This is a genomic window from Saccharothrix sp. NPDC042600 (assembly GCF_040647305.1).
Taxonomy (GTDB): domain Bacteria; phylum Actinomycetota; class Actinomycetes; order Mycobacteriales; family Pseudonocardiaceae; genus Actinosynnema; species Actinosynnema mutabilis.
On sequence record NZ_JBEZBW010000023.1, the window covers coordinates 21,183 to 39,572 of the forward strand.

At 73.5% G+C, this 18,390-nt stretch carries 18 protein-coding genes; 8 read left to right on the forward strand and 10 right to left on the reverse strand.

Annotated elements, in window-relative coordinates; translation table 11 throughout:
- Window positions 1–128 precede the first annotated feature (128 nt).
- From AB0A74_RS17035 to AB0A74_RS17055, 5 genes are read left to right on the forward strand one after another with little or no spacing between them, the layout of a single operon-like run.
- Entirely contained in the window at window positions 129–1,130 is a 1,002-nt protein-coding gene (locus tag AB0A74_RS17035; RefSeq protein ID WP_358250346.1) for a hypothetical protein, read from the forward strand.
- Window positions 1,127–2,197, forward strand: a complete 1,071-nt coding sequence (locus AB0A74_RS17040; RefSeq protein WP_358250348.1) for a hypothetical protein — start codon at window positions 1,127–1,129, stop codon at window positions 2,195–2,197. The genes AB0A74_RS17035 and AB0A74_RS17040 overlap by 4 nt, the downstream gene beginning before the upstream one ends.
- The gene (locus tag AB0A74_RS17045; protein ID WP_358250350.1) at window positions 2,194–3,894 is read left to right on the forward strand and encodes a hypothetical protein; all 1,701 of its coding nucleotides are present in this window, start codon (window positions 2,194–2,196) and stop codon (window positions 3,892–3,894) included. The genes AB0A74_RS17040 and AB0A74_RS17045 overlap by 4 nt, the downstream gene beginning before the upstream one ends.
- The gene (locus tag AB0A74_RS17050) at window positions 3,891–4,952 is read left to right on the forward strand and encodes a hypothetical protein (protein ID WP_358250351.1); all 1,062 of its coding nucleotides are present in this window, start codon (window positions 3,891–3,893) and stop codon (window positions 4,950–4,952) included. The genes AB0A74_RS17045 and AB0A74_RS17050 overlap by 4 nt, the downstream gene beginning before the upstream one ends.
- Complete coding sequence (locus AB0A74_RS17055; RefSeq protein ID WP_358250353.1) at window positions 4,952–5,470, forward strand: hypothetical protein; 519 nt, start codon at window positions 4,952–4,954, stop codon at window positions 5,468–5,470. Before AB0A74_RS17050 ends, AB0A74_RS17055 begins: the two co-directional genes overlap by 1 nt.
- Window positions 5,471–5,633: 163 nt before the next feature.
- On the opposite strand, the gene AB0A74_RS17060 is transcribed toward AB0A74_RS17055, so the two are convergent.
- Entirely contained in the window at window positions 5,634–6,977 is a 1,344-nt protein-coding gene (locus AB0A74_RS17060; protein ID WP_358250355.1) for an MFS transporter, read from the reverse strand.
- Between the two features lie 223 nt (window positions 6,978–7,200).
- Between AB0A74_RS17060 and AB0A74_RS17065 the strand changes: the two genes are divergently transcribed.
- Entirely contained in the window at window positions 7,201–7,425 is a 225-nt protein-coding gene (locus tag AB0A74_RS17065; protein WP_358250357.1) for a hypothetical protein, read from the forward strand.
- Between the two features lie 209 nt (window positions 7,426–7,634).
- Here AB0A74_RS17065 and AB0A74_RS17070 read toward each other — a convergent pair whose 3' ends face one another.
- Complete coding sequence (locus AB0A74_RS17070) at window positions 7,635–8,540, reverse strand: NAD-dependent epimerase/dehydratase family protein (RefSeq protein ID WP_358250359.1); 906 nt, start codon at window positions 8,538–8,540, stop codon at window positions 7,635–7,637.
- 123 nt (window positions 8,541–8,663) lie between these two features.
- Here AB0A74_RS17070 and AB0A74_RS17075 point away from each other — a divergent pair, with 123 nt between their 5' ends.
- Window positions 8,664–9,173, forward strand: coding sequence for a MarR family transcriptional regulator (locus tag AB0A74_RS17075; protein ID WP_358250360.1), 510 nt, complete (start codon window positions 8,664–8,666; stop codon window positions 9,171–9,173).
- On the opposite strand, the gene AB0A74_RS17080 is transcribed toward AB0A74_RS17075, so the two are convergent.
- From AB0A74_RS17080 to AB0A74_RS17115, 8 genes are all read right to left on the reverse strand, one after another.
- Complete coding sequence (locus AB0A74_RS17080) at window positions 9,170–9,919, reverse strand: MoaF C-terminal domain-containing protein (protein ID WP_358250362.1); 750 nt, start codon at window positions 9,917–9,919, stop codon at window positions 9,170–9,172. The two genes, AB0A74_RS17075 and AB0A74_RS17080, sit on opposite strands and share 4 nt — an antisense overlap.
- Before the next feature lie 115 nt (window positions 9,920–10,034).
- Window positions 10,035–10,592, reverse strand: coding sequence for a YdeI/OmpD-associated family protein (locus AB0A74_RS17085; protein ID WP_358250364.1), 558 nt, complete (start codon window positions 10,590–10,592; stop codon window positions 10,035–10,037).
- Complete coding sequence (locus AB0A74_RS17090) at window positions 10,589–10,990, reverse strand: VOC family protein (protein WP_358250366.1); 402 nt, start codon at window positions 10,988–10,990, stop codon at window positions 10,589–10,591. The genes AB0A74_RS17085 and AB0A74_RS17090 overlap by 4 nt, the downstream gene beginning before the upstream one ends.
- A 72-nt stretch (window positions 10,991–11,062) precedes the next feature.
- The gene (locus AB0A74_RS17095) at window positions 11,063–13,801 is read right to left on the reverse strand and encodes a BTAD domain-containing putative transcriptional regulator (RefSeq protein ID WP_358250368.1); all 2,739 of its coding nucleotides are present in this window, start codon (window positions 13,799–13,801) and stop codon (window positions 11,063–11,065) included.
- A 97-nt stretch (window positions 13,802–13,898) separates the two neighbouring features.
- On the reverse strand, window positions 13,899–14,483 hold the full coding sequence (locus tag AB0A74_RS17100) for a snapalysin family zinc-dependent metalloprotease (protein WP_358250370.1): 585 nt from the start codon (window positions 14,481–14,483) through the stop codon (window positions 13,899–13,901).
- A 199-nt stretch (window positions 14,484–14,682) separates the two neighbouring features.
- Window positions 14,683–15,042, reverse strand: coding sequence for a S4 domain-containing protein (locus AB0A74_RS17105; protein ID WP_358250371.1), 360 nt, complete (start codon window positions 15,040–15,042; stop codon window positions 14,683–14,685).
- 60 nt (window positions 15,043–15,102) lie between these two features.
- Window positions 15,103–17,082, reverse strand: coding sequence for a hypothetical protein (locus tag AB0A74_RS17110; RefSeq protein WP_358250373.1), 1,980 nt, complete (start codon window positions 17,080–17,082; stop codon window positions 15,103–15,105).
- A 124-nt stretch (window positions 17,083–17,206) separates the two neighbouring features.
- Window positions 17,207–17,662 carry a MarR family transcriptional regulator gene (locus AB0A74_RS17115; RefSeq protein WP_358250375.1) on the reverse strand — a complete coding sequence of 152 codons (456 nt, stop codon included), beginning with the start codon at window positions 17,660–17,662 and terminating at the stop codon, window positions 17,207–17,209.
- A gap of 108 nt (window positions 17,663–17,770) precedes the next feature.
- Between AB0A74_RS17115 and wrbA the strand changes: the two genes are divergently transcribed.
- Window positions 17,771–18,385, forward strand: a complete 615-nt coding sequence (gene wrbA, locus AB0A74_RS17120; protein ID WP_358250377.1) for an NAD(P)H:quinone oxidoreductase type IV — start codon at window positions 17,771–17,773, stop codon at window positions 18,383–18,385.
- The last annotated feature ends 5 nt before the right edge of the window (window positions 18,386–18,390 follow it).

The following is an 18,390-nucleotide window of genomic DNA, read 5'->3' on the forward strand; positions in this document are numbered from 1 at the left end:
CTTCCGGAAACTTCCGGTGCCCAATAGGCCGTTCGGTGTCATTGCGACGACTTCGCTCGCAGGCGGCTCCGGCGATGTCTACCGTGCGGGACATCCGGGTTCGACTCGACCGACTCCCTGGGACGTGCATGACCGAACAGCTCCAGCTCATCCTCGCGGGCGACTTCGGGCGCGGATTGCAGACCTACGACATCGAGTTCGACGGGCGGCGGCGACTGGACCCGCCCCTGCTGTCGCGCTTCGGCCGCAACCGGGTCAACGAGCCCGTCGCGCTGCGCTCGGCCGGCCCCGACCCCGCGTCCGTGGCGCTGCTGCGGCGCGAGGTGGACGCCCTGACCCGGCTGCGCGGCCGGCTCACCGAACGCCGCTACCCGACCCAGCTGACCCGGCTGATCGGGCACAACCCCGACCACGAGCCGCCGTACCTGCTGCGCACCAACCGGGGCGAGCCGCTGGCCCGGCTGGACCTGCCGCTGCCCGCCCACGTCCTCGGACCCGTGGTGGACGACCTGGTCCGCATCCTGCGCTACCTCGCGGTCAGCGGCCTGGTGCACCGGCGGATCGGCCTGTCCACGCTCAACTGGGACGGCGAGGGCCTCCAACTGGTCGACTTCGAGCACGCCGTGCTGTCCGGCCTACCCGCGCCGGCGTGCCCGTGCTGCCCGGACCGGCCGCCGGCGGAGGGCGCGGCCCGCCGCCAGGACGACGTGCTCGACGCGGGACTGGTGCTGTACCGGCTGTTCACCAACGAGGACGTGACCGACCCGGCCGAGGCGCGCCGCCGGCTGGACCTGCAGGACGTCGTGGTGCGCGACCTGCTCGACGGCGTGTTCGACCCCGACCGCACCCGCCGCCCGGACCCGCTGGCGCTGCTGCGCCGCCGCAAGCTGCCCGACCCGTTGTCCGGCACCGGCCGCCCGGTGGCCACCCTCGCCGACCGCGAGACCGGTGGCGTGGAGGCGTTCGAACGGTTGCGCGCCGAGCAGCGCGCGTTCGCGGCCTGGTACCAGAACAACGCGCAAGTGCTGCTGAAGGAGCCGGTGCCGCCCAGCCGCGTGACGGCGATCGTGTGGACGTCGGTCGTCGCGCTCGTGGTGCTGGCCGTGGTGCTGTGGGGGGCGTTCTCGTGAGCCGGTCGCCGAACTCGTTGCAGTGCCCGATCTGCCTGCACACCGTGCTGTGGTCGGCCGCGCCCGTGGTCGTCCTCGACGCGCAGGGCGAGGAGACGCCGCTCGTCGCGCTGCCGGCGGAGAACCAGGAGGTGCTGTTCAACCGGCTGGCCACCGCCTACCGGGTGTGCACCGGCGGCGGCACCCGGCACTACCTGCCCTACGACTACGGCGACTACGACGAGCGCGTGGTGGTCGGCGTGATCGGGCAGGGCGCGGCGGGCAAGAGCCACCTGCTGGCCGCGATGGTCGGGCAGCTGATGCGCCGGGCCGCGCCGCTGCGCGACATCGGGTTGCTGGTCGAACCGCTCGACCTGCGCATCCACCAGCGGTACATGAGCACGGTCGTCGAGCCGTTCCTGGGACGGCGGCAGCGGTTGCGCGCCACGCCGGCCCAGGCGATCGAGTTCGCCGACGCGTTGAAGGTGACCAACCTGCGCACCGGGCGGCGGTTCGCGCTGACGTTCTTCGACGTGGCGGGCGAGGTGCTGGAGCGGGTGGACCCGTCGGTGGCGTTCATCGGCGCGGTCAACGCCCTGGTGTTCGTGATCGACCCGGAGACCGTGCCGAACCTGCTGCGCGGCCGGCCGGAGACCACCGGCGACGCCGCGTTCGACGTCACGCTCGGGCGGATCTCGGCCATCCGCAACCGGCGCCGGCTGCCGTACCTGCCGATCCCGTCGGTGTCCGTGGTGGCCAAGGCCGACCTGCTGCGGTTCCGCTCGGCCAAGGTGGACCACTGGCTGTCGCGGGACGCCGAGGCGGAGGAGTTCGACTTGAGCACGGTCGAGGACGAGAGCCGGGACGTGTACGCCTACCTGTTCGCGCGCGGCGCGCACCGCTGGCTGGCCCCGGCGGAGCGGTGCGCGTGGTCGACGCTGCACTTCGCGTCCGCCGCCGGGACCAGTCCCGAGGGGTCGGAGTTCCCGGCGGTGGCGTTCCGGCAGCGCCGGGTGCTCAAGCCGCTGCTGTCGCTGCTGGCGATGAAGGGCGTGCTGACGCCGGCGCCGGTCGGGGGGTGGGTGTGAACGCCGACCTCTCGCGCGTGGACCAGGTCGTCTACCGGTGGTCCGCGCGGTCCCTGCTCGGGCGGCGCGGCGTGGGGCCGGTGGCGTCGTCGTCGCCGCCGGACGCGCTCGACCAGTGGGACCAGCGGCTGCACGAGCTGGTGTGGGCCGCGCCCGGCCCGCCGGGGCTGGTGTTCCTGGACTTCGACGGCGTGAAGGTGCTGATCCACAAGAAGGACGTGCCCGACGCGAACGGCCGTGAGGGTTCGGCGCTGGCGCACGTGCTGATCGGTCGGTCGCTCAACGCGTGGCACGCGCTCGGGCTGTCCACTTGGGACGGTTGGAGCGGCGAGGGCGACGAGGTGCCCGAGGAGTTGCCCGCCCTGCACGCGGGGTGGCTGCACGCCGCCGCCGAGCAGGGCCTGTGGGCGTTGCGCGGGTCGGTGCGGGACCTGCCGCCGGCGCTGGTCGCGGACTTCGTCGCGACCCTGCTCGCCGACCCGGGCGCGGCGCTGACCGTCGTGGACCCGCCCGCGTCGCCGGCCGAGCTGCTGTGCGCCTGGCTGGACATCACCGGCGAGCCGCTGACCTTCGCCACCGCCGAGCCCGGGGACACCGGCCGGCACCTGCCGCGCGTCGTGTTCCTCACCGCCGCGTCCGGCTTCTCCACCCACGCCACCACGCGCACCCGCGTCCGGCTGGGCGGCCCGCGCGAGGCGAACCCGTTGCGGCACTTCACCTTCGCGTTGGCCGGCCGGTACGCGCGCCGGGGCTACGAGGGGATGACCGCGCTGCTGCCGGCGCAGCCGCTGGCCACCGCCGCGGACGTCGAGGCGTGGGCGCGGCGGGTGCAGTTCAAGCCGGGTGTGCTGGCCGACGTGATGGACCTGCTCAGCCGGTCCACCAAGGGCGAGCTGACGCCGGTGGAGGAGGACGTGCTGCGGTCGGGCGTGGTGGACGAGCACATCGTGGAGCAGATCCGGCAGACGCCCGACGGGGAGCTGGCGAACACCCTGGTGGACGTGCAGGCCAACGGCAGCGCCACCGCGCGGGCGTCCGAGCACCGGATGCTGGGGGAGTTGGTGCGGCGGATGGCGACCCGGCCGTTGTCCGAGCGGGCGCGGCAGCTGGTGCCGTTCCTGCGGTTCGACAGCACGACGCTGGTCGACGAGCTGGCCCGGACCAAGCCCGTCGCGCACGGCGTGGACTCGTGGCGGGAGCTGGTGGCGTTCGTCGGGTTGCTGACGACGTTCTCGCTGACCGACGAGCGGTGCCTGGGGCTGGTCGCCCGCGCGACGTCCCGGTTGCAGACCGCGACCCTGCTGCGGTGGCTGCACGAGGACGGCGGGCGCGAGCCGGCGACGTGCGAGCTGGTGCTGCGCAGCCTGCCCGGCCGCAAGGGCTCCGGCGAGCAGCGCAAGCACGCGCGGGAGGCGTTCCTGCTGGGCAACGCGCTGGCGAACGTGGTGGACGTGCTGCGCCCGCAGAGCGCGAGCGCCGCCGTGCCGCTGTACGACGTGCTGGTCGGGGTGGTGTTCGGCCCGGACCTCGGCAGCACCCGGATCATCGGCGACGTCCTGGAGCTGCTCCCGCCGGACGCGCCGCCGGCGCTGCTGCACGTCCTCTACACCAGGGCCGACAACGCCCGCGTCCGCCGCCTGGTCGCGGACGCCGCGGCACGGCGCTACTTCGAAGGAAACGGATTGGCGGACCGATGACTCTCGACGCCCTGGCGGACCGCTTCGACGGCTGGGCCCGCCGTCCCGGTGCCGCCGCGGACGTGTTGCGCGGCATCGGCGAGGACCTGCGGGCGGGCGGTCACTCCCTGGTCGGCAGCCCGTTGGTGGTGGCGTACCCGCCCGAGGTGCTGCTGCCCGACCAGGGCAGGCCGCGGTGGGTGGGGTGGCTGGAGGTCGTGCGGGACCTGCTGGTGTTCGTGCCGGTCGGGTTCACGTGGTGGCGCTTGAGCGGGGCGCTGGAGGCGCACGAGCGGGCGAACAGCACCGAGTCGTTCCTGTTGGGCTGGCAGCGCGGGTTCGGCGGCCAGGTCCCGACGTTGGGCGGGACGGCGGCGTTCGTGGCGTTCATCGTCTTGGTGATCATCGCCCTGACCCTGGCCGCGCACGTGCTGGACAACCGCCACACGGCATCCCGTTCGGAAGACCGCGCGGCGCTGGGCCGAGACCTGGCCATGGCGACGGTTCAAGTGGGCAGGGTGGAGGTCGAGGGCGAGGTCCAGCTGACCAAACGCCAGATCCGCGACTTCGCCGCCCGCATCGGCGCGTCGAACTCGGCCCTGGTCAGTGCCCTCAAGGATACGGGCCGCACGATCGCCGGCGCGGTGGACGCCGGTCCGGGCAGCGACCTGCACAGCGCCCTGGGCGAGTGGACGACGGCGGCCCGAGCGCTGCGGGACATGGGAAGCGCGCTGCAAGCCCCGGCCGAAACCCTGGCCGCCTTGATCGCCCTGCACGAGACGGTCGTCGCCGACGGCAGGACCCTCCAGGGTTCGCTCACCTCCCTGATCGGCCAGCTCGACCAGGCGACGCAACGCGCGGAGGCCGACGCCCAGAGCCACCGCGAGGTGGCCGGCGAGGTGGCCCGGTCGGCGGAGCGGTTGGGCGAGTCGCTGGACGTGTTCCGCGAGCGGACCGAGAGCCTGAGCGAACTGGTGGCCCAACTCCGCTACGCCCTGGACCGCCTGGACCACCGCTACGACGGCTGGGACGAGACCCACCTGGACAACGCCGCGCCCCTGACCAACGGTGACCATTGATGGACCGCCGGCGGAGGCTGCACGTGGTGCTGTTGGCGGGGTGGCTGTTCGCGGACCTGTTCCTGGTCCTGTTCCTGGTGGGCCTGGAATCCACCCCGGGCGCGGCGACTGCCTCAAGCTCACCCACCACGACCACCACGACGACAACAACGACCACCACGACCACCACCACGACCACGACGGTGGCGGAGCGGGTGCTGGACCGGACCCCGGTGAAGTTCGAGGTGGAGGCAGACTTAAACCGCCTGGGCGCGGAAGGCCCAGGCGGCCCGGTGGCGGCGGGCGTGCTGGACGCGGTCAGCCGGGAGGTGGCGGCGCGGGGCCCGGGCCGGGCGGTGGGCTTCGTGCTGATCTTCGCCGCCGGCCCGCAGGACGGCATCGCCCAGGCGCAGGACCGAGCGCGGACGGTGCTGGGCGTGCTGCAGTCCCGCCAACCGGCCTTCGCCGACGCCAGCGGCGAGGGCTACTGGCGAGGCGGCGCGAACATCCTGGAATTCGACGTCTTCTTCTACCGCTGACGAACCCAAGCCCCATCCCGCCGTCACGCGTCACGATCGGACCGGGTCGCCGCCCAGCCACCAGCAGCCCGCCGCTGCGAGACCGCCGCGCCTGCCGCCGCCCGGCTGCCCGCCGCTGCCCGCCGCCGCCAGGCGCGTGATGTCAGCCGCCCGGTCCGTCCGTCTAGCCGTGGCCGTGGCCGTGGGCGTGGCCGTGGGCGTGGGCGTGGGGTAGGTGGCGCTTGGTGCGGGTGCGGGGTCGGGTTCGGGTGCCTGGCCTGGTGGAGCCGTGGGGGTGGCCCGGGGGTGGTTGGAGGGGGAGGGGGCGGCGGAGGACTCGGTGGGCCAGGGCTGCTCGGCGGTGGGGTGGGGCGGCGAGGATCGTGGCGGCGAAGGCTGTCGCGATCAGGGTCAGGGTGCCGGCCAGCACGAGGGTTTGCGACGCGCCCAGGCGTTCGCACAGCCAGCCGAGCAGGGGCGCGCCCGCCGCGCCGGCCGCCGCGCCCACCGCGTGGTTCACCGCGAGGAGCCGGCCGCGCATGCCGTCCGCCGTGTCCAGTTGGAGGCGGGTGCTCATGGTCGTGTCGATGATCACCGCGCCGGCCGCGATCGGCAGCAGTACCAGCGCGAAGCCCCACGTGCCGGGCATCACGCCGCCGATCGCCTGGAAGGTGCTGGTCACCCCCGCTGCGAGCAGCAGGAGTCGGAGGGTGAGCGTGCGGCAGGCCGAGGCCGCCAGGCCGCCCAGCACGGTGCCGATGGCGAAGACCGTCGAGAGCAGGCCGTAGTGGGTGGCGCTGTCGCTCATGGCGGCCATCGTCACCTGGTAGTTGCGGCCCAGGCTGGACAGCACGAACCCGAGCGCGAACAGCAGCACCAGCCGCCCGGACGCGCTGATGTAGCGCAGCCCCGCCCGCACGCCGGCCTGCTCGCGCGGGCTGGTGGCGAGCGGGTGCAGCTCGCGCGTGCGCATGGCCAGGACCGCGACCACGACGGCCAGGAAGCTGACCGCGTTGATCACGAACAGCGCGGGCGTGCCCAGCGCGGCGGCCAGGACGGCCGCGCTGCTCATCCCGAGGATCCGCCCGGTGGAGCTGAGCACGGACCCGAGCGCGAGGGCGTTGCCGAGGTCTTCCCGCGACACCACCTGCCCGCCGAACCTGCCCAGCGCCGGCCCGTCGAACACGGCCACCAGCCCGGCCGCGGCGGTGAGCGCGAACAGCACCGGGATCGGCGCGTCCTGCCACACCGCGAGCGCGAGCACGGCGGCGATGACGGCGTGCAGCGACTGGCAGGTGAGGATGATGTTCCGCACCGGCAGCCGGTCCGCCAAGGACCCGGCCCACGGCCCGAGCAAGACGGACGGCAGGGTGCCGGCGAGCACCGACAGGCCGACCGTCGCGGCGGAGCCGGTGCGCTCCATGACAACCCAGTTGAGGCCGATCAACTGCATCCACGTGCCGGTGACCGAGACGAGATCGGCCACCGCCCACAAGCGGTAGTTTCGGCCGCGCAACGCGCGGAACATCGGGGCTCCCTGAAACACGATCCTCGGGGCCTCGACGTGCCCTGCGAACGGCGTACACACTAAGCGCCGGTTCTGGGCTTCAAACCCTGTTGATCAGTGTTTTCCTTCACGTAACGCACGCCCGGTGCGCCATCCCACACGCTGCCCGCCGTCGGTGCCGACCGTCCTCCGGGGACGTTTCCACCGGGCGACCCAGGGCACCCCTCGGCCGGAGGTGGGTGCGATGAGCGAACCGGTGAGCGAGGACCCGGAGCAGTTCGCCGAGGAGGCGGGAGTGGACCCGACGCCCCAGGAGGTCGATCACTACCTCGAACTGGCGGAGGAGGTCCCGCCCTGGTCCGACCCCGAGCCGGACGCCGAGCCGGACTCCGCGCCCGAGCCGGCGGCGGAGGCGATCCCTGAGGCGGACGCGAGCCCGGAGGTTGAGTCGGGGTCGGAACCGAGCTGACCCTGCGGGCGCTGACCCTGCGGCGGTGGGTTGGCGGCCGGTGGGTTCGGTGGCTGGTGGGTTCGGTGGTCGGCGGTTGGCTGGCGGTTGGCTGGCGGTTGATCGGCGGTGCGTTGGCGGCTGGCGGCTGGCGGTTGGCTGTTGGGGGAGGGCTCCTTTCGGGGTGCGGGCGCGGTGGGCGCGGGCCCGGGTGGGCGGCGGCGCGGGGGTTAGTAGGAGCCGGTGGTCAGGTCTGTCAGGGCTGTGGGGTGGTGTGGGGTCCAGCCGAGGGTGGTTCGGGTTTGGGTTGAGGTCACCGCCTGGTCCAGGGCCAGGGCTTGGGCGAAGGGCTCGCCGACCGTGTCGGCGGCTGTCGGCCAGGGTTGCGCGTTGCCGGGGCCGCCCGCGGCCTGGTCTGCTGCCGCCGCCAAGGCCACTGTGGACACCGCCTCCTCCGTGACGCCGTGCAGCACGGAGCCGGGCTTGGCGGACTCGACGGCCAACGCGAACAACTCCGCCAAGTCGTCCACGTGGACCATCGGCCACCGTGTGCCCACCCCGCCGACGTACCGGCCGGCACTGGCCTCCCGCGCCCACCCCACGAGCATCGACGGGATGCCGCCGCCCCTGCCGTGCACGATCCCGGGGCGCAGGACCACACCGCCGGCCGCCAGCACCTGCTGCTCCAGTCGCGGGCGGTAGGCCACGATCGGGAGCGGGTTCGTCGGCGCTGTCTCGTCCAGCGCTGTCTCGTCCGGTGCTGCCTTGCCCAGTGCTGCCTTGCCCAGTGCTGCCTTGCCCAGTGCTGCCGAGCCCGACGCCCCCAGGACCCACACGCCGCTGGTGTAGACGAGGCGCGCCCCGCTCTCCAGGAGCGCTGTGATGGCTGCTGTGTCGGCCTGTTCGTCGCCCAAGGGCGGGGCGGCGTGGACGACCACGTCCACATCCGCTGCCGCCGCGCACAGGGACGCCGGGTCGGCGAGGTCGCCCGAGCGGAGCCCGTACCCGCCGGGCCTGCCCGGCCTGCCCGGCCTGCCCGGCTTGCCCGGGCGGCTCAGGGCCAGGACCTCGTGGCCGCGTGCCTCCAGGGCCTCCGCCACGGCCGAACCGATGTAGCCGGTCGCTCCGATCACCATGGTCTTCACTGTCGTCCCCCTGTCCGGTAAGCTTCTCAACGTCGAGATAATTGATATCAAGGGAAGTGTCTCGGTGTCAAGAGTCTCAACGTTGAGAGTTTCGGATTCATCCGGAGGGGTGCCTTGGGGACCGAGCGGGACGCGGTTGACGAGTTGACCGCCCAGTGGGCGCGCGAACGGCCCGACGTCGACGTGTCGCCGATGGGCGTGGTCGGTCGGGTGTCGCGGCTGTCGCGGGTGTTCGAGCGCAGGCTGAAGGACTACTTCGCCACCCACGGCCTCGAACCGTGGGAGTTCGACGTCCTGGCCAGCCTGCGCCGCGCGGGCGCGCCCTACGAGCTGACGGCGGGCGCGCTGCTCAAGTCGGCGATGGTGACCTCCGGCGCGATCACCAACCGCATCGACCGGCTGGAGGCCAAGGGGCTGGTCCGGCGCGGCCAGTCGCCCGACGACCGGCGTTCCGTGCGGGTCCGGCTGACCGAGGAGGGGCTCAAGGTGGTGGACGACGTGCTGGTCGGCCACATCGCCAACGAGGAGACCCTCCTGGCTCCCCTGTCACCGGTGGAACGGGACCTGCTGGTCAACCTGCTGCGCATGCTCCTGGTGGAGCACGGCGACACGTCTCTCGGCTAGTCCCCGGCGGGGTCGAGGGCCTCCGGGTGCACGGTCGCGCTCAACAGGCGGCCGTGCGCCCCGAAGGTGAAGTGGGTCGGGGTCTCGCCGGACTCGTCCAGCCCGAACAACGCCCCGTGCGACCGCAGCCGCGTGACGTCCCGGTGGTCCGCCACGGTCACCGCCGCGCACGGGATCACCTTCTCCCGCCACGTGAACACGTAGATCCCCGGCCGCAACCGGTACGTCGTGTTCTCGTCGGTGTCCGCCAACCCCCGCTCCGGGCCGGCGAGGCACTGCCACGTGTACCAGTGCGGGCTGAGGTAGACGTGCTCGTAGGCGTGTTCCGTGCTGTAGATCCACATCGCCCGCCGACCGATCAGCGCACGGCTCGGCTCCGGGGGAGCGCCGGTCGCGCCGGGCAGGTCCACGGGCGTGAAGCGCTGGGTGACGCGCGGCGTCCCGGTGTCGTTGATCGTGGTCGTCACCACCAGGGCGCGGTTGCTCCGCAGGTCGAGGAACAGCGAGACCGCCTCGCGGCCTCCCGGGTGGAACTGGCTGTAGTACAGCTCGTCGTCCACCAGGAACGTCTCGCACGGGTGCGTCCCGTCCCACTCGACGTCCGTGCCGGTGAAGCGGACCCGGCGGCCGTCCAGGTCGAACGCGCGCCCGTCCAGGTCGGTGACCGTCGGGGCTTTGTTCTGGTCGAAGCCGGGGGCCAGGCCGTCCAGCGGCAGCCAGGTGGAGGTGTCCGACAGCGTCGTCATCGCGGTCCTTTCCCGGGGGTCGCGGCCAGTCTGGTGCGGCCGGGACCCCCGGCGGAACGCCGCGGGCGAACCCCGTGCAACGGCGGACAAGCGCAGTGCGCCGGCGGGCAAACCGTCACCGGGCGCGGACACCGCTCGCCGCCAGCTCGACCGTGCGGGCGATGCGGCGTTCCCGCGTCTCGGGCCGTTTCGCGCCCACCACCCACGCCACGATCAACCGTTTCGAGGACGGCGGGAAGGCGGTGAAGTGCTCGTGGGCCGCCGGGGACGCCTCCAGGGCCGTGCGGAGGTCGTCGGGCACGGTGTCCGGGTCGGGCACCGGGTTCCACGTGCCCGCCGCCTTCGCGAAGTCGATCGCGGCCTGCCCGACGGGCGTCATCAGGCCTTCCGCCACCATCCGCTCCGCCCGCTCCCGGTTCACCGCGCTCCACGTGCTGCGCGGCGTGCGCGGGGTGAAGCGCAGCCGTGACGAGCGTTCGTCGTTCTTCTGGTGGTGGCCGTCGATCCAGCCGAAGCACAGCGCCTGCTCCACCGCCTCGGCGTAGCGCACGCTCGGCGTCGCGCTGCCCTTGTGGTGCAGCACCAACCAGATCTCCCGGGCGGACGCGGAGTGCTCGGCCAACCACGCCCGCCACTCCGCGACCGTCGCCGCGCTGAACGTCTCCACGGTCACGCCCCCAGCACGTTCAGGTAGTGCTGGTTGAACATGACACCGAGGACGTTCCCGAACGGGTCCACCACCGACGCCGTCACGAACCCCGGACCGCGCTCGATGGGCTCCCGGTACACAGTCGCGCCCAACGCGAGCAGCCGGTCGAACGCCGCGTGCACGTCGTCCACCGCCCAGTACGCGATCGCGCCGCCGGGGGCCTCCGGCGCCGGCCCGGCGAACCGGCGGTCCACGATGCCCAACTCGTGCTGGTAGTCGCCGATCCGGAACTCGATGTAGGCCGGCACGCCGTCCACCTCGCGCAGGAAGTACGGCTGGATGCCCAGCACCCCGGCGTACCAGTCGCTCGCGGCGCGGACGTCGTCGGCGAAGAAGCTGATGGTGGTGAGTCCTCGCAACATCGGGGATGTCTCCTCTCAACGGGCTGTCGAGAACCATCCTCCGAGTCAAAGTGCTCACCAACTGAGCACTTTTCAGCGCAGGTTCGCACGGATCTCCGACGCGCTCCGCCGGTGCTCCTCCGCCTCCGCCGTCCGCCCCAATTCCGTCAGCGCCTCGGCCATCGCGGCCTGCACGCGAGCCTGTTCGGCCTGGTAGCCGGTCTGCCGGCACAGCTCCAGCGCGTCCTCGTACCGGGGCAGCGCGGCCTCCGCGCCGTCCAACCGGTGCGTGGTGGCGGCGGCGTCGAACAGGATGCCCATCCGCAAAGTGCGCACGACACCCGCGGAGAACTTCAGCGCCTGCTCGAAGTACTCGTACGCCGCCGCCTTGTCGCCCAGGTGCCCGCACAGGACGCCCAACGCGCCCAACGCGACCGCGCCCAACCCCGGATCTTCGAGGTCACGCGCGATGTCCACCGCCTCTTCCAGCCGCACCCGAGCCGAGTCGTAGCGGCCGGAGATGATGTCCTGGTCGCCGCAGTTGATCTGCGCCACGGCCACGCTGTGCCGGAACCCGCCCCGCCGCGCCGCCGCCAGCGCGCGGGCGTGGAACTCCGCGGCCTCGGTGTTGCGGCCGAGCACGCCCACGGTGATGCCCAACTGGGTGTTGACCAGGTTCTCCAGGGCGAGGTCGTCGCCCACCACCGCCCGCGCCCGCCGCAGGAACGGCAGCGCCTCCTCCGCCAACCCCAGCCGGGTCAGGCAGAACCCCCGGTTGGTCAGGGCGAACCCGTCACCGGTGCGTTCGGCGGCCACGGTGTGCAGCGCCAACGCGTCATGGACCTGCGCGGTCGTGTCGAGGTAGCGGGCCAGCGCCCGCGAGAGGTGCGCCGCGTGCCGGGGCTGCCCGTGCGCGGCGACGGCGAGCAGGCACGCGCGTTCGTCGTTGACCCACCGCATCGCCTCGCGGTGCGTCGGGAACGCCGGATCGGGGCCCACCAGCGGCGGCACGGGCGGGCGGCGGTGCGGCTCGCCGGGGGTGAACATCGCCGCCGCCACCGACGCCACGTGGCAGTAGTGGTCGCACAGCCGCTCCAACGCCGCCGGGTCGTCGGCCAGTTCACGGGCGTGCAGTCGGACCAGGTCGTGCATCCGGTACCGGCCGGGGACGTGTTGCTGCACCAGGTGCGCGTCCTCCAGTTCGCGCAACGCCCGCCGCACGCGGGGGACCGGCAGGTCGGCCAGCGCGGCGGCCCCGGGCACCGCCACGTCCGGCCCCGGCACCAGCCCGAGCAGCCCGAACAACCGGACCGCGTCCGCGCCCAGGACCCGCAACGACGCCGCGAACACCGCGCGCAGGCTCGTCGGCAGGTCACCGGTGTCCAAGGCGTCCAGCCGGGCGGCGCGGACCTCGTCGGCCAACGCGGCCAGCGGCACGTGCGGCGCGGCCTTCGCGCGGGCGGCCAGCACGCCCAGCGCCAGCGGCAGGCCGCCGCCGTGCCGGGCGAGCACCTCGGCGGCCCCGGGCTCGGCGGCCACCCGGTCCGGGCCGAGGTGGCGGGCGAGCACGTCGGCGGACGCGGGCTCGTCCAGCACGTCCACCGGCACCGGCACCGCGCCGCGGGTCGCGACCAGGCCGGTCAGCCGGTGCCGGCTGGTCACCAGGACCGCGCACGAACTCCCGCCGGGCAGCAGCGGCGCGACCTGGCCGGTGTCGCGGGCGTTGTCCAGCACGACCAGCAGCCGCCGGTCCGCGGTCAGCTCCCGGTACAGGCCCGCCTGCGCGTCCGGGTCGGCGGGCACCTCGCGCGGCGGCACCCCGAGCGCGCCCAGGAACCCGCGCACCACCGCGTCCGGCGCGAGCGGTTCGGCGACCGGGTCGAAACCACGCAGGTCCACGTGGAGGCGGCCGTCGGGGAAGTCGTCGCGGTGGCCGTGCGCCCAGCGCAGCGCGAGCCACGTCTTGCCGACGCCGCCACCGCCGGTCAGCAGGGCGACCGGGGCGCGGTCGAGCAACACGTCCAGCGCCTTGAGCTCGCGCTCCCGACCGGTGAACGCCGCCGGCGCGGCGGGCAGCAGTTGCGGCACGCGCCGGTTCGGCTCGGCCGGGGACGGATCGGCGTCGAGCACCCGCTGGTGCAGTTCGCGCAGTTCAGGGCCCGGTTCGGTGCCGAGGTGGTCGATCAGCGCCCGTCGGGTGACCTGGTAGTGCCGCAACGCGTCGGCGGCGCGGCCCGCGCGGTGGAGGGCGAGCATGAGCTGCCCGGCGAGGCGTTCGTCCCACGGCCGTTCGGCGGCGCGGGCCGGGAGTTCGGCGAGCAGTTCGGCGTGCCGGCCGACGCGGAGGGCGAGGTCGATCCGGTGCGCCTGCGCGGCTTCCCGTTCGGCGGCCACGAGTTGGCGCTCGGCCTCGACCCACGGGGTGTCCAGGCCCGCGAAGGGGTCCGCGACGGACAGCGCCAGGGCCTCCTCGACCAGCTTCAACGCGTGCGCGGTGTCGTCCAGGCGGCGGGCGCGGGCGGTGAGGCCGCGGAAGCGGTGCAGGTCCACGTCGTCCGGGTCGGCGTCGAGCTGGTAGCCCCCGGCGCGCCGGCTGATGGTGGCGTCGGGTCCGAGGGCGCGGCGCAGGCGGGACACGTAGGTGCGCAGGACGCCGTCCGCGCGCAGGGGCGGCCGGTCGCCCCACACGCGGTCGATGAGCCGTTCGGCGGGCACGGGCCGGTTGAGGTCGACCAGCAACGCCGCGAGCACGCACCGCTGGCGGGCGTGCCCCGGGTCCAGCCGGACGCCGTCGGCCACCGCCTCGACCGCGCCGAAGACCCGGAACTCCACGCGTCCCCTTCTACCGGGTCGCGCCTCGCGGGTCCACCGCCGTCGGGCCGGGGTGACCCGTGGGGCGGGTGGTGGTCCGCCCCACGGGTCGTGCGCGTCAGTACACGTAGCACTCGACGGCGGAGTGCGGCGTGAAGCCCGCCGCCCGCACGTCCGTCGCCGCGAGCGAACCGGCGAACCGGCGATCGACCTCGGCGCGCTCCGCCGCGTTGGGCAGCTCGTTCTTGCAGGACACCGGGGCGCTGGAGCCCGACATCAGGTCGGCGCACAGGCCCGTGCGCCGGTCCGGCAGCCCGAGGATGTGGCCGATCTCGTGGGTCGAGATCCGCGGCCGGTGGTAGCCCTGCTGGACGGCCTGGCGGCCCATGTAGACGGTGCCGTTGCCCAGGGACGTCACGTAGGCGCGCGGCCAGCCGTTGTCGGCGTAGATCCGGATGTTCGTCGGCGTGCCCGCCGACTTCTTGACGAGCCGGACGTTGACCACGGAGGCGTTCCAGTTCGCCGCGGCCTTGTCCCAGTCCGCCACGAACTCCTGGGCCTGGCTGGTGTCGTAGTACAGGGTGCGCACCAGCGCCTGGGGCTGCGCGGCCTCCGCCGACGCGCTCGGAGCGGCGACCGCGACCAGCGGCAGCAACATCCCGAGCGCGACCACGGCGGCGCGTGCGACCTTTCGCACGAGCATGGTGATCTCCTTGTAGACAGGGAAAATCGGGAGCCGGTGACAGGGAGGCTCCCGCTACCCAAACAACCAGTCGTGACGCCCCGCCACCAGACCCGTACGTAGGGTTGTATGGACCTTTGTGGTCCGGCGTTGCGCCGTTCGGCGCAGTGGACGGCCTCGGGTGCGGCATTCGTCCCGACCGCACGATTCCGAGGCGGGGTCACAAGCCCCGCGTGCGGAACTTGTCCAGGACCCGGCGTTCGCGCTTGGTCGGCCTGCCCGCGCCCCGGTCGCGCCGGGCGACCGGCAGCTCCGGCGGCGGTGGGGGAGTGCGGTCGATGTAGCAGGCGGCGGCGTCCGTCGCGCCCACCCGCTTCTGGATCACCCGCACGACCTCGACGACCTTCACCGCGTCCCCGACCCGGGCGCGCACCTCGTCCCCGGGAACTACCGTCGAGGCCGGCTTGGCGGGCTTGTCGTTGATCCGCACGTGCCCGCCCCGGCACGCCGCCGCCGCGTCCGGTCGCGTCTTGGTCAGCCTGACCGCCCACAGCCAGCGGTCGATGCGGGTCGACTCCACGCCGTTCACCCTACGGTGACGACGGCCGCCGGGCCGCGTCCCGCGAGTCGGGGCACGTCGTCAGGGGCGGCCCCACACGTCGGTCGGCGGCGGCCCGGTCAGGCGGGCCACGTCCAGGGTGAACAGGGGTTTGGTGCGCTTGCGCAGCCGCGCCAGGATCGACCGCTGGCGTTGCGCCAGCTCGGTGATGATCGTCGTCGGCGCGGTGTCCGGGTCGGGGGTGTTGCGGTACCAGTTGCCCAGGACTTCCAGGCTGAAGTCGACCACGTGCGAGCCGCCGGTGCCCAGGACCAGGTCGCCTTCCGTGCGGAACTGGCCCGAGTGGAACGTCAGGTTCCGGGCCGTGTAGAGGGCGTCCAGGAAGGTCGCGATGCGTTGCTGGCTGTCCCGCAGCCACGCGCCGCACGCGGCGGGTTCGGCCAGTCGGTGGGCCCAGTCCGCGACCTGTTGAGCGGCGAGGGGTGACGTGTGCTCCAGGACCCGGGCCAGCGCGTCGCGGGCGGCGGTCAGCGCGGGCGGATCGGTGGGTCTTGGCGGTAACAGCAGGTCCACCCACGTGTTCAGGTCGTGCAGGCGGGTGAAGCCGTCCGTCTTGGCGTAGCTGTTCACCGCGGCCAGGTTCGCCGTCAGGTTGGCCTCGGCGGACCGCTGGTGCCGCCGCGCCGCGGCGAGTTCCGCCCGCTCGTGCGACGCCCTCGCGTGCAACGGGGCGTAGTCGGGGTGGTCCGTGGGGCACGCCTCCAACGCCCGGTCCAGGGCACCGCTGCGCTGCTCCGACACCTCCACCCGCGAACGGGCCGCGCGCACCACGGCGGTGGCGGACTGGTGCAACTGCTGGTGCGCCTCGACCACCTGTTGCCGCAACGCTTGCAGCGCCAACGCCGCCGCCAGGTCACCCCGGTTCTCCAGCCCGCACGCCTCCAGCGCCGCCCACGCCAACGCCGCGGCGGGCAGCGGAGCCTCCGTCACCCGGGCGACGTGGGCCATGCGCAGCCCGTTGCGCAGCGTGCGGGGCCACCCCGGCACCAGGGGATCGGCCCGCTTCACGGTGGTGCGGCGCGGCGGCAGGTGCCGGACCTGCCGGTCCACATCGGACACCAGGACGTCGTCGCCCAGCGACAGCGTCACCAGGCGGTGCCCGGCCATGTACTGGTCGAGCAACTCGGACAGGGTCCGCCGCGCGGCCCGCCCGGCGGAGGGCGCGTCCACCGCCTCGACCTGGCAGGACGCCAGGCACGCCGCACCGTGCGTCGGCACCCCGCGGACGAAGACCCGCAACCGGTTCGGCGACCCGAACCCCAGGCGCTCGGGCTCGGTCAACGCGGCCGACGTGGCGGTCGGGTCCAGCACCGAGAGGTGGGACAGGGCCGTCGCGCCGTGCACCACGACGGCCACCCGGTAGCGCTGGGGCCGGGGCAGCAGGAGGTCGAGCACCGACCGCGCGTCCAGCCGGTCCACCCGGTCGGCCAACTCGCGGCACAGCGTGTCGTGGTCGCGGTCGGTCGCCGCGACCAGGCACGCCAGTTCGTCGGACAGCAGGTCCAGGCCCGCGACGGTGGTGAAGGACTCCGGGCCCTCCCACACCACCGTGAAGGTCGATTCCAGGAACTCCCGCACGTCCGGCAGGAGCGCGCCCACCGCGCCCGCCGCCTCGCGGGCCAGCTCGCGCCGCCGACCCATCGGGATCCGGATCTGGTCGTCCAGCACGGTGATCACCGCGTCGAGCACGTCCCGCACCTCCAGCAGCACGGGATCGGGCCCCCACCGCGCGATCCCGCGCTCCACCGCCGCCCGCGTCCCCTCGCACAGCGACCGCAGCAGCGACACGCGGGGCTGCGAGGTGTCGGCGAAGTTCTCCAGGACCGCCCGCGTGCGGGGCAGTTCCGAGGCCATCCCGGCGAGCGCGGACACGTGCCGGCTGAACAGCGTCGTCCCGCTCACCGCCCGCAGGACCCGCTGCACCACGTACGTCCGGGTCCACGAGACGCCGGCGCGGCGGAACGCGTCGAGCAGGCGGTGGTCGAAGCCGCTGTAGGCCATGTCCGCCAACCTATCCGTGCCGGCGGCCCCCGAGGGGGTCGGGGAGTCCGGCACCCGCCCGGCTCGCCGACGGCCGACTAGGCCAACCGCCGCGAGCAGCCGTTCCAGGCCGGTCAGGTCACCGTCACGGGCGCCACGCGCGTTGCCGTTGGGTCAGCTCGGCGTACATGCGCTTGAAGGCCGCGTACTCGCGCGCGCCGAACGCCTCGGCGTGCCGGGCGTCGATGGCGGCCATGATCTCGTCCGACTTGGCCATGTGGTCGAGCCCCCGCTCGGTCGGCACCACCAGTTTGGCGCGCCGGTCGGTCGGGTCGGGGCGGCGCTCGACGTAGCCGAGGGCTTCCAGCTCGTCCAGCAGCTTGCCGATGACCTGCTTGTGCTGACCGGAGTGGCGGGCGAGGTCGGTAGCGCGGGTGCCCTCCGGGTCGAGGTAGGCCATCACCGAGCCGTGCTGGGGCCGCAGGTCGGGGTGGCCGCGCTCGGCCAGCGTCGTGAACAGCTCCTCCTGCACGGCGAACATCAGCCGGCTGGTGAGCACGCCCAGGTCGGGGTCGGTCTGCTTCCGCTCGCTGCGGCGCAAGGGGCCTCCAGTGGTCAGTAGAGGTGATAGTCACCATATTTGACTATCTCTGCCGGTGACTATACCTTGGTCGTCGTCGATGATCATCCCGAACCGCAGGGGGACGCAGTGAACAGCCAGGTCAAGGTCGCGATCGTGTACTACTCCGCCACCGGCAGCGTCGCGACGATCGCCCGGGAGATGGCCGACGCCGCCGAGAAGCTGGGCGCGGAGGTGCGGCTGCGCAAGGTCGCCGAACTCGCCCCGCGCGCCGTGGTGGAGGCGAAACCGGAGTGGAAGGCCAACGCCGAGGCCACCGCGGACATCCCGGAGGCCACCGCCGACGACCTCGTGTGGGCCGACGCGGTGATCATGGGGTCGCCGACCCGGTTCGGCAACGTCGCCTCGCAGCTCAAGCAGTTCCTCGACACGCTGGGCGGCGTGTGGCAGCGGGGCTTGCTCGCGGACAAGGTCTACAGCGGGTTCACCTCGACCGGCACGCTGCACGGCGGCCAGGAGTCGACGCTGCTCGCGCTGACCCACACGTTCCACCACTTCGGCGGCATCGTCGTGGCGCCCGGCTACACCCACCCGCACAAGTTCGTGGACGGCAACCCCTACGGCACCGCCCACCACGACGGCGGCGGCACGCTGGCGGTCGACGAGACCACCCGCGAGGCGGCCCGCGTGCAGGCCGAACGGGTCGTGCGCTTCGCGCGGGCGATCAGCGCCGCCGCCGCGTGACCCCG

What these genes read in the sequence shown, in the direction of transcription:
- AB0A74_RS17070 (WP_358250359.1), bottom strand. Translation starts at nt 8,540, where the DNA reads ATGGTGATCGGAGCGACCGGCTACATCGGTTCGGCCGTGGCGGAGGCC.
- AB0A74_RS17050 (WP_358250351.1), top strand. Translation starts at nt 3,891, where the DNA reads ATGACTCTCGACGCCCTGGCGGACCGCTTCGACGGCTGGGCCCGCCGT.
- AB0A74_RS17100 (WP_358250370.1), bottom strand. Translation starts at nt 14,483, where the DNA reads ATGCTCGTGCGAAAGGTCGCACGCGCCGCCGTGGTCGCGCTCGGGATG.
- AB0A74_RS17090 (WP_358250366.1), bottom strand. Translation starts at nt 10,990, where the DNA reads ATGTTGCGAGGACTCACCACCATCAGCTTCTTCGCCGACGACGTCCGC.
- AB0A74_RS17055 (WP_358250353.1), top strand. Translation starts at nt 4,952, where the DNA reads ATGGACCGCCGGCGGAGGCTGCACGTGGTGCTGTTGGCGGGGTGGCTG.
- AB0A74_RS17060 (WP_358250355.1), bottom strand. Translation starts at nt 6,977, where the DNA reads ATGTTCCGCGCGTTGCGCGGCCGAAACTACCGCTTGTGGGCGGTGGCC.
- AB0A74_RS17035 (WP_358250346.1), top strand. Translation starts at nt 129, where the DNA reads ATGACCGAACAGCTCCAGCTCATCCTCGCGGGCGACTTCGGGCGCGGA.
- AB0A74_RS17065 (WP_358250357.1), top strand. Translation starts at nt 7,201, where the DNA reads ATGAGCGAACCGGTGAGCGAGGACCCGGAGCAGTTCGCCGAGGAGGCG.
- AB0A74_RS17110 (WP_358250373.1), bottom strand. Translation starts at nt 17,082, where the DNA reads ATGGCCTACAGCGGCTTCGACCACCGCCTGCTCGACGCGTTCCGCCGC.
- AB0A74_RS17080 (WP_358250362.1), bottom strand. Translation starts at nt 9,919, where the DNA reads ATGACGACGCTGTCGGACACCTCCACCTGGCTGCCGCTGGACGGCCTG.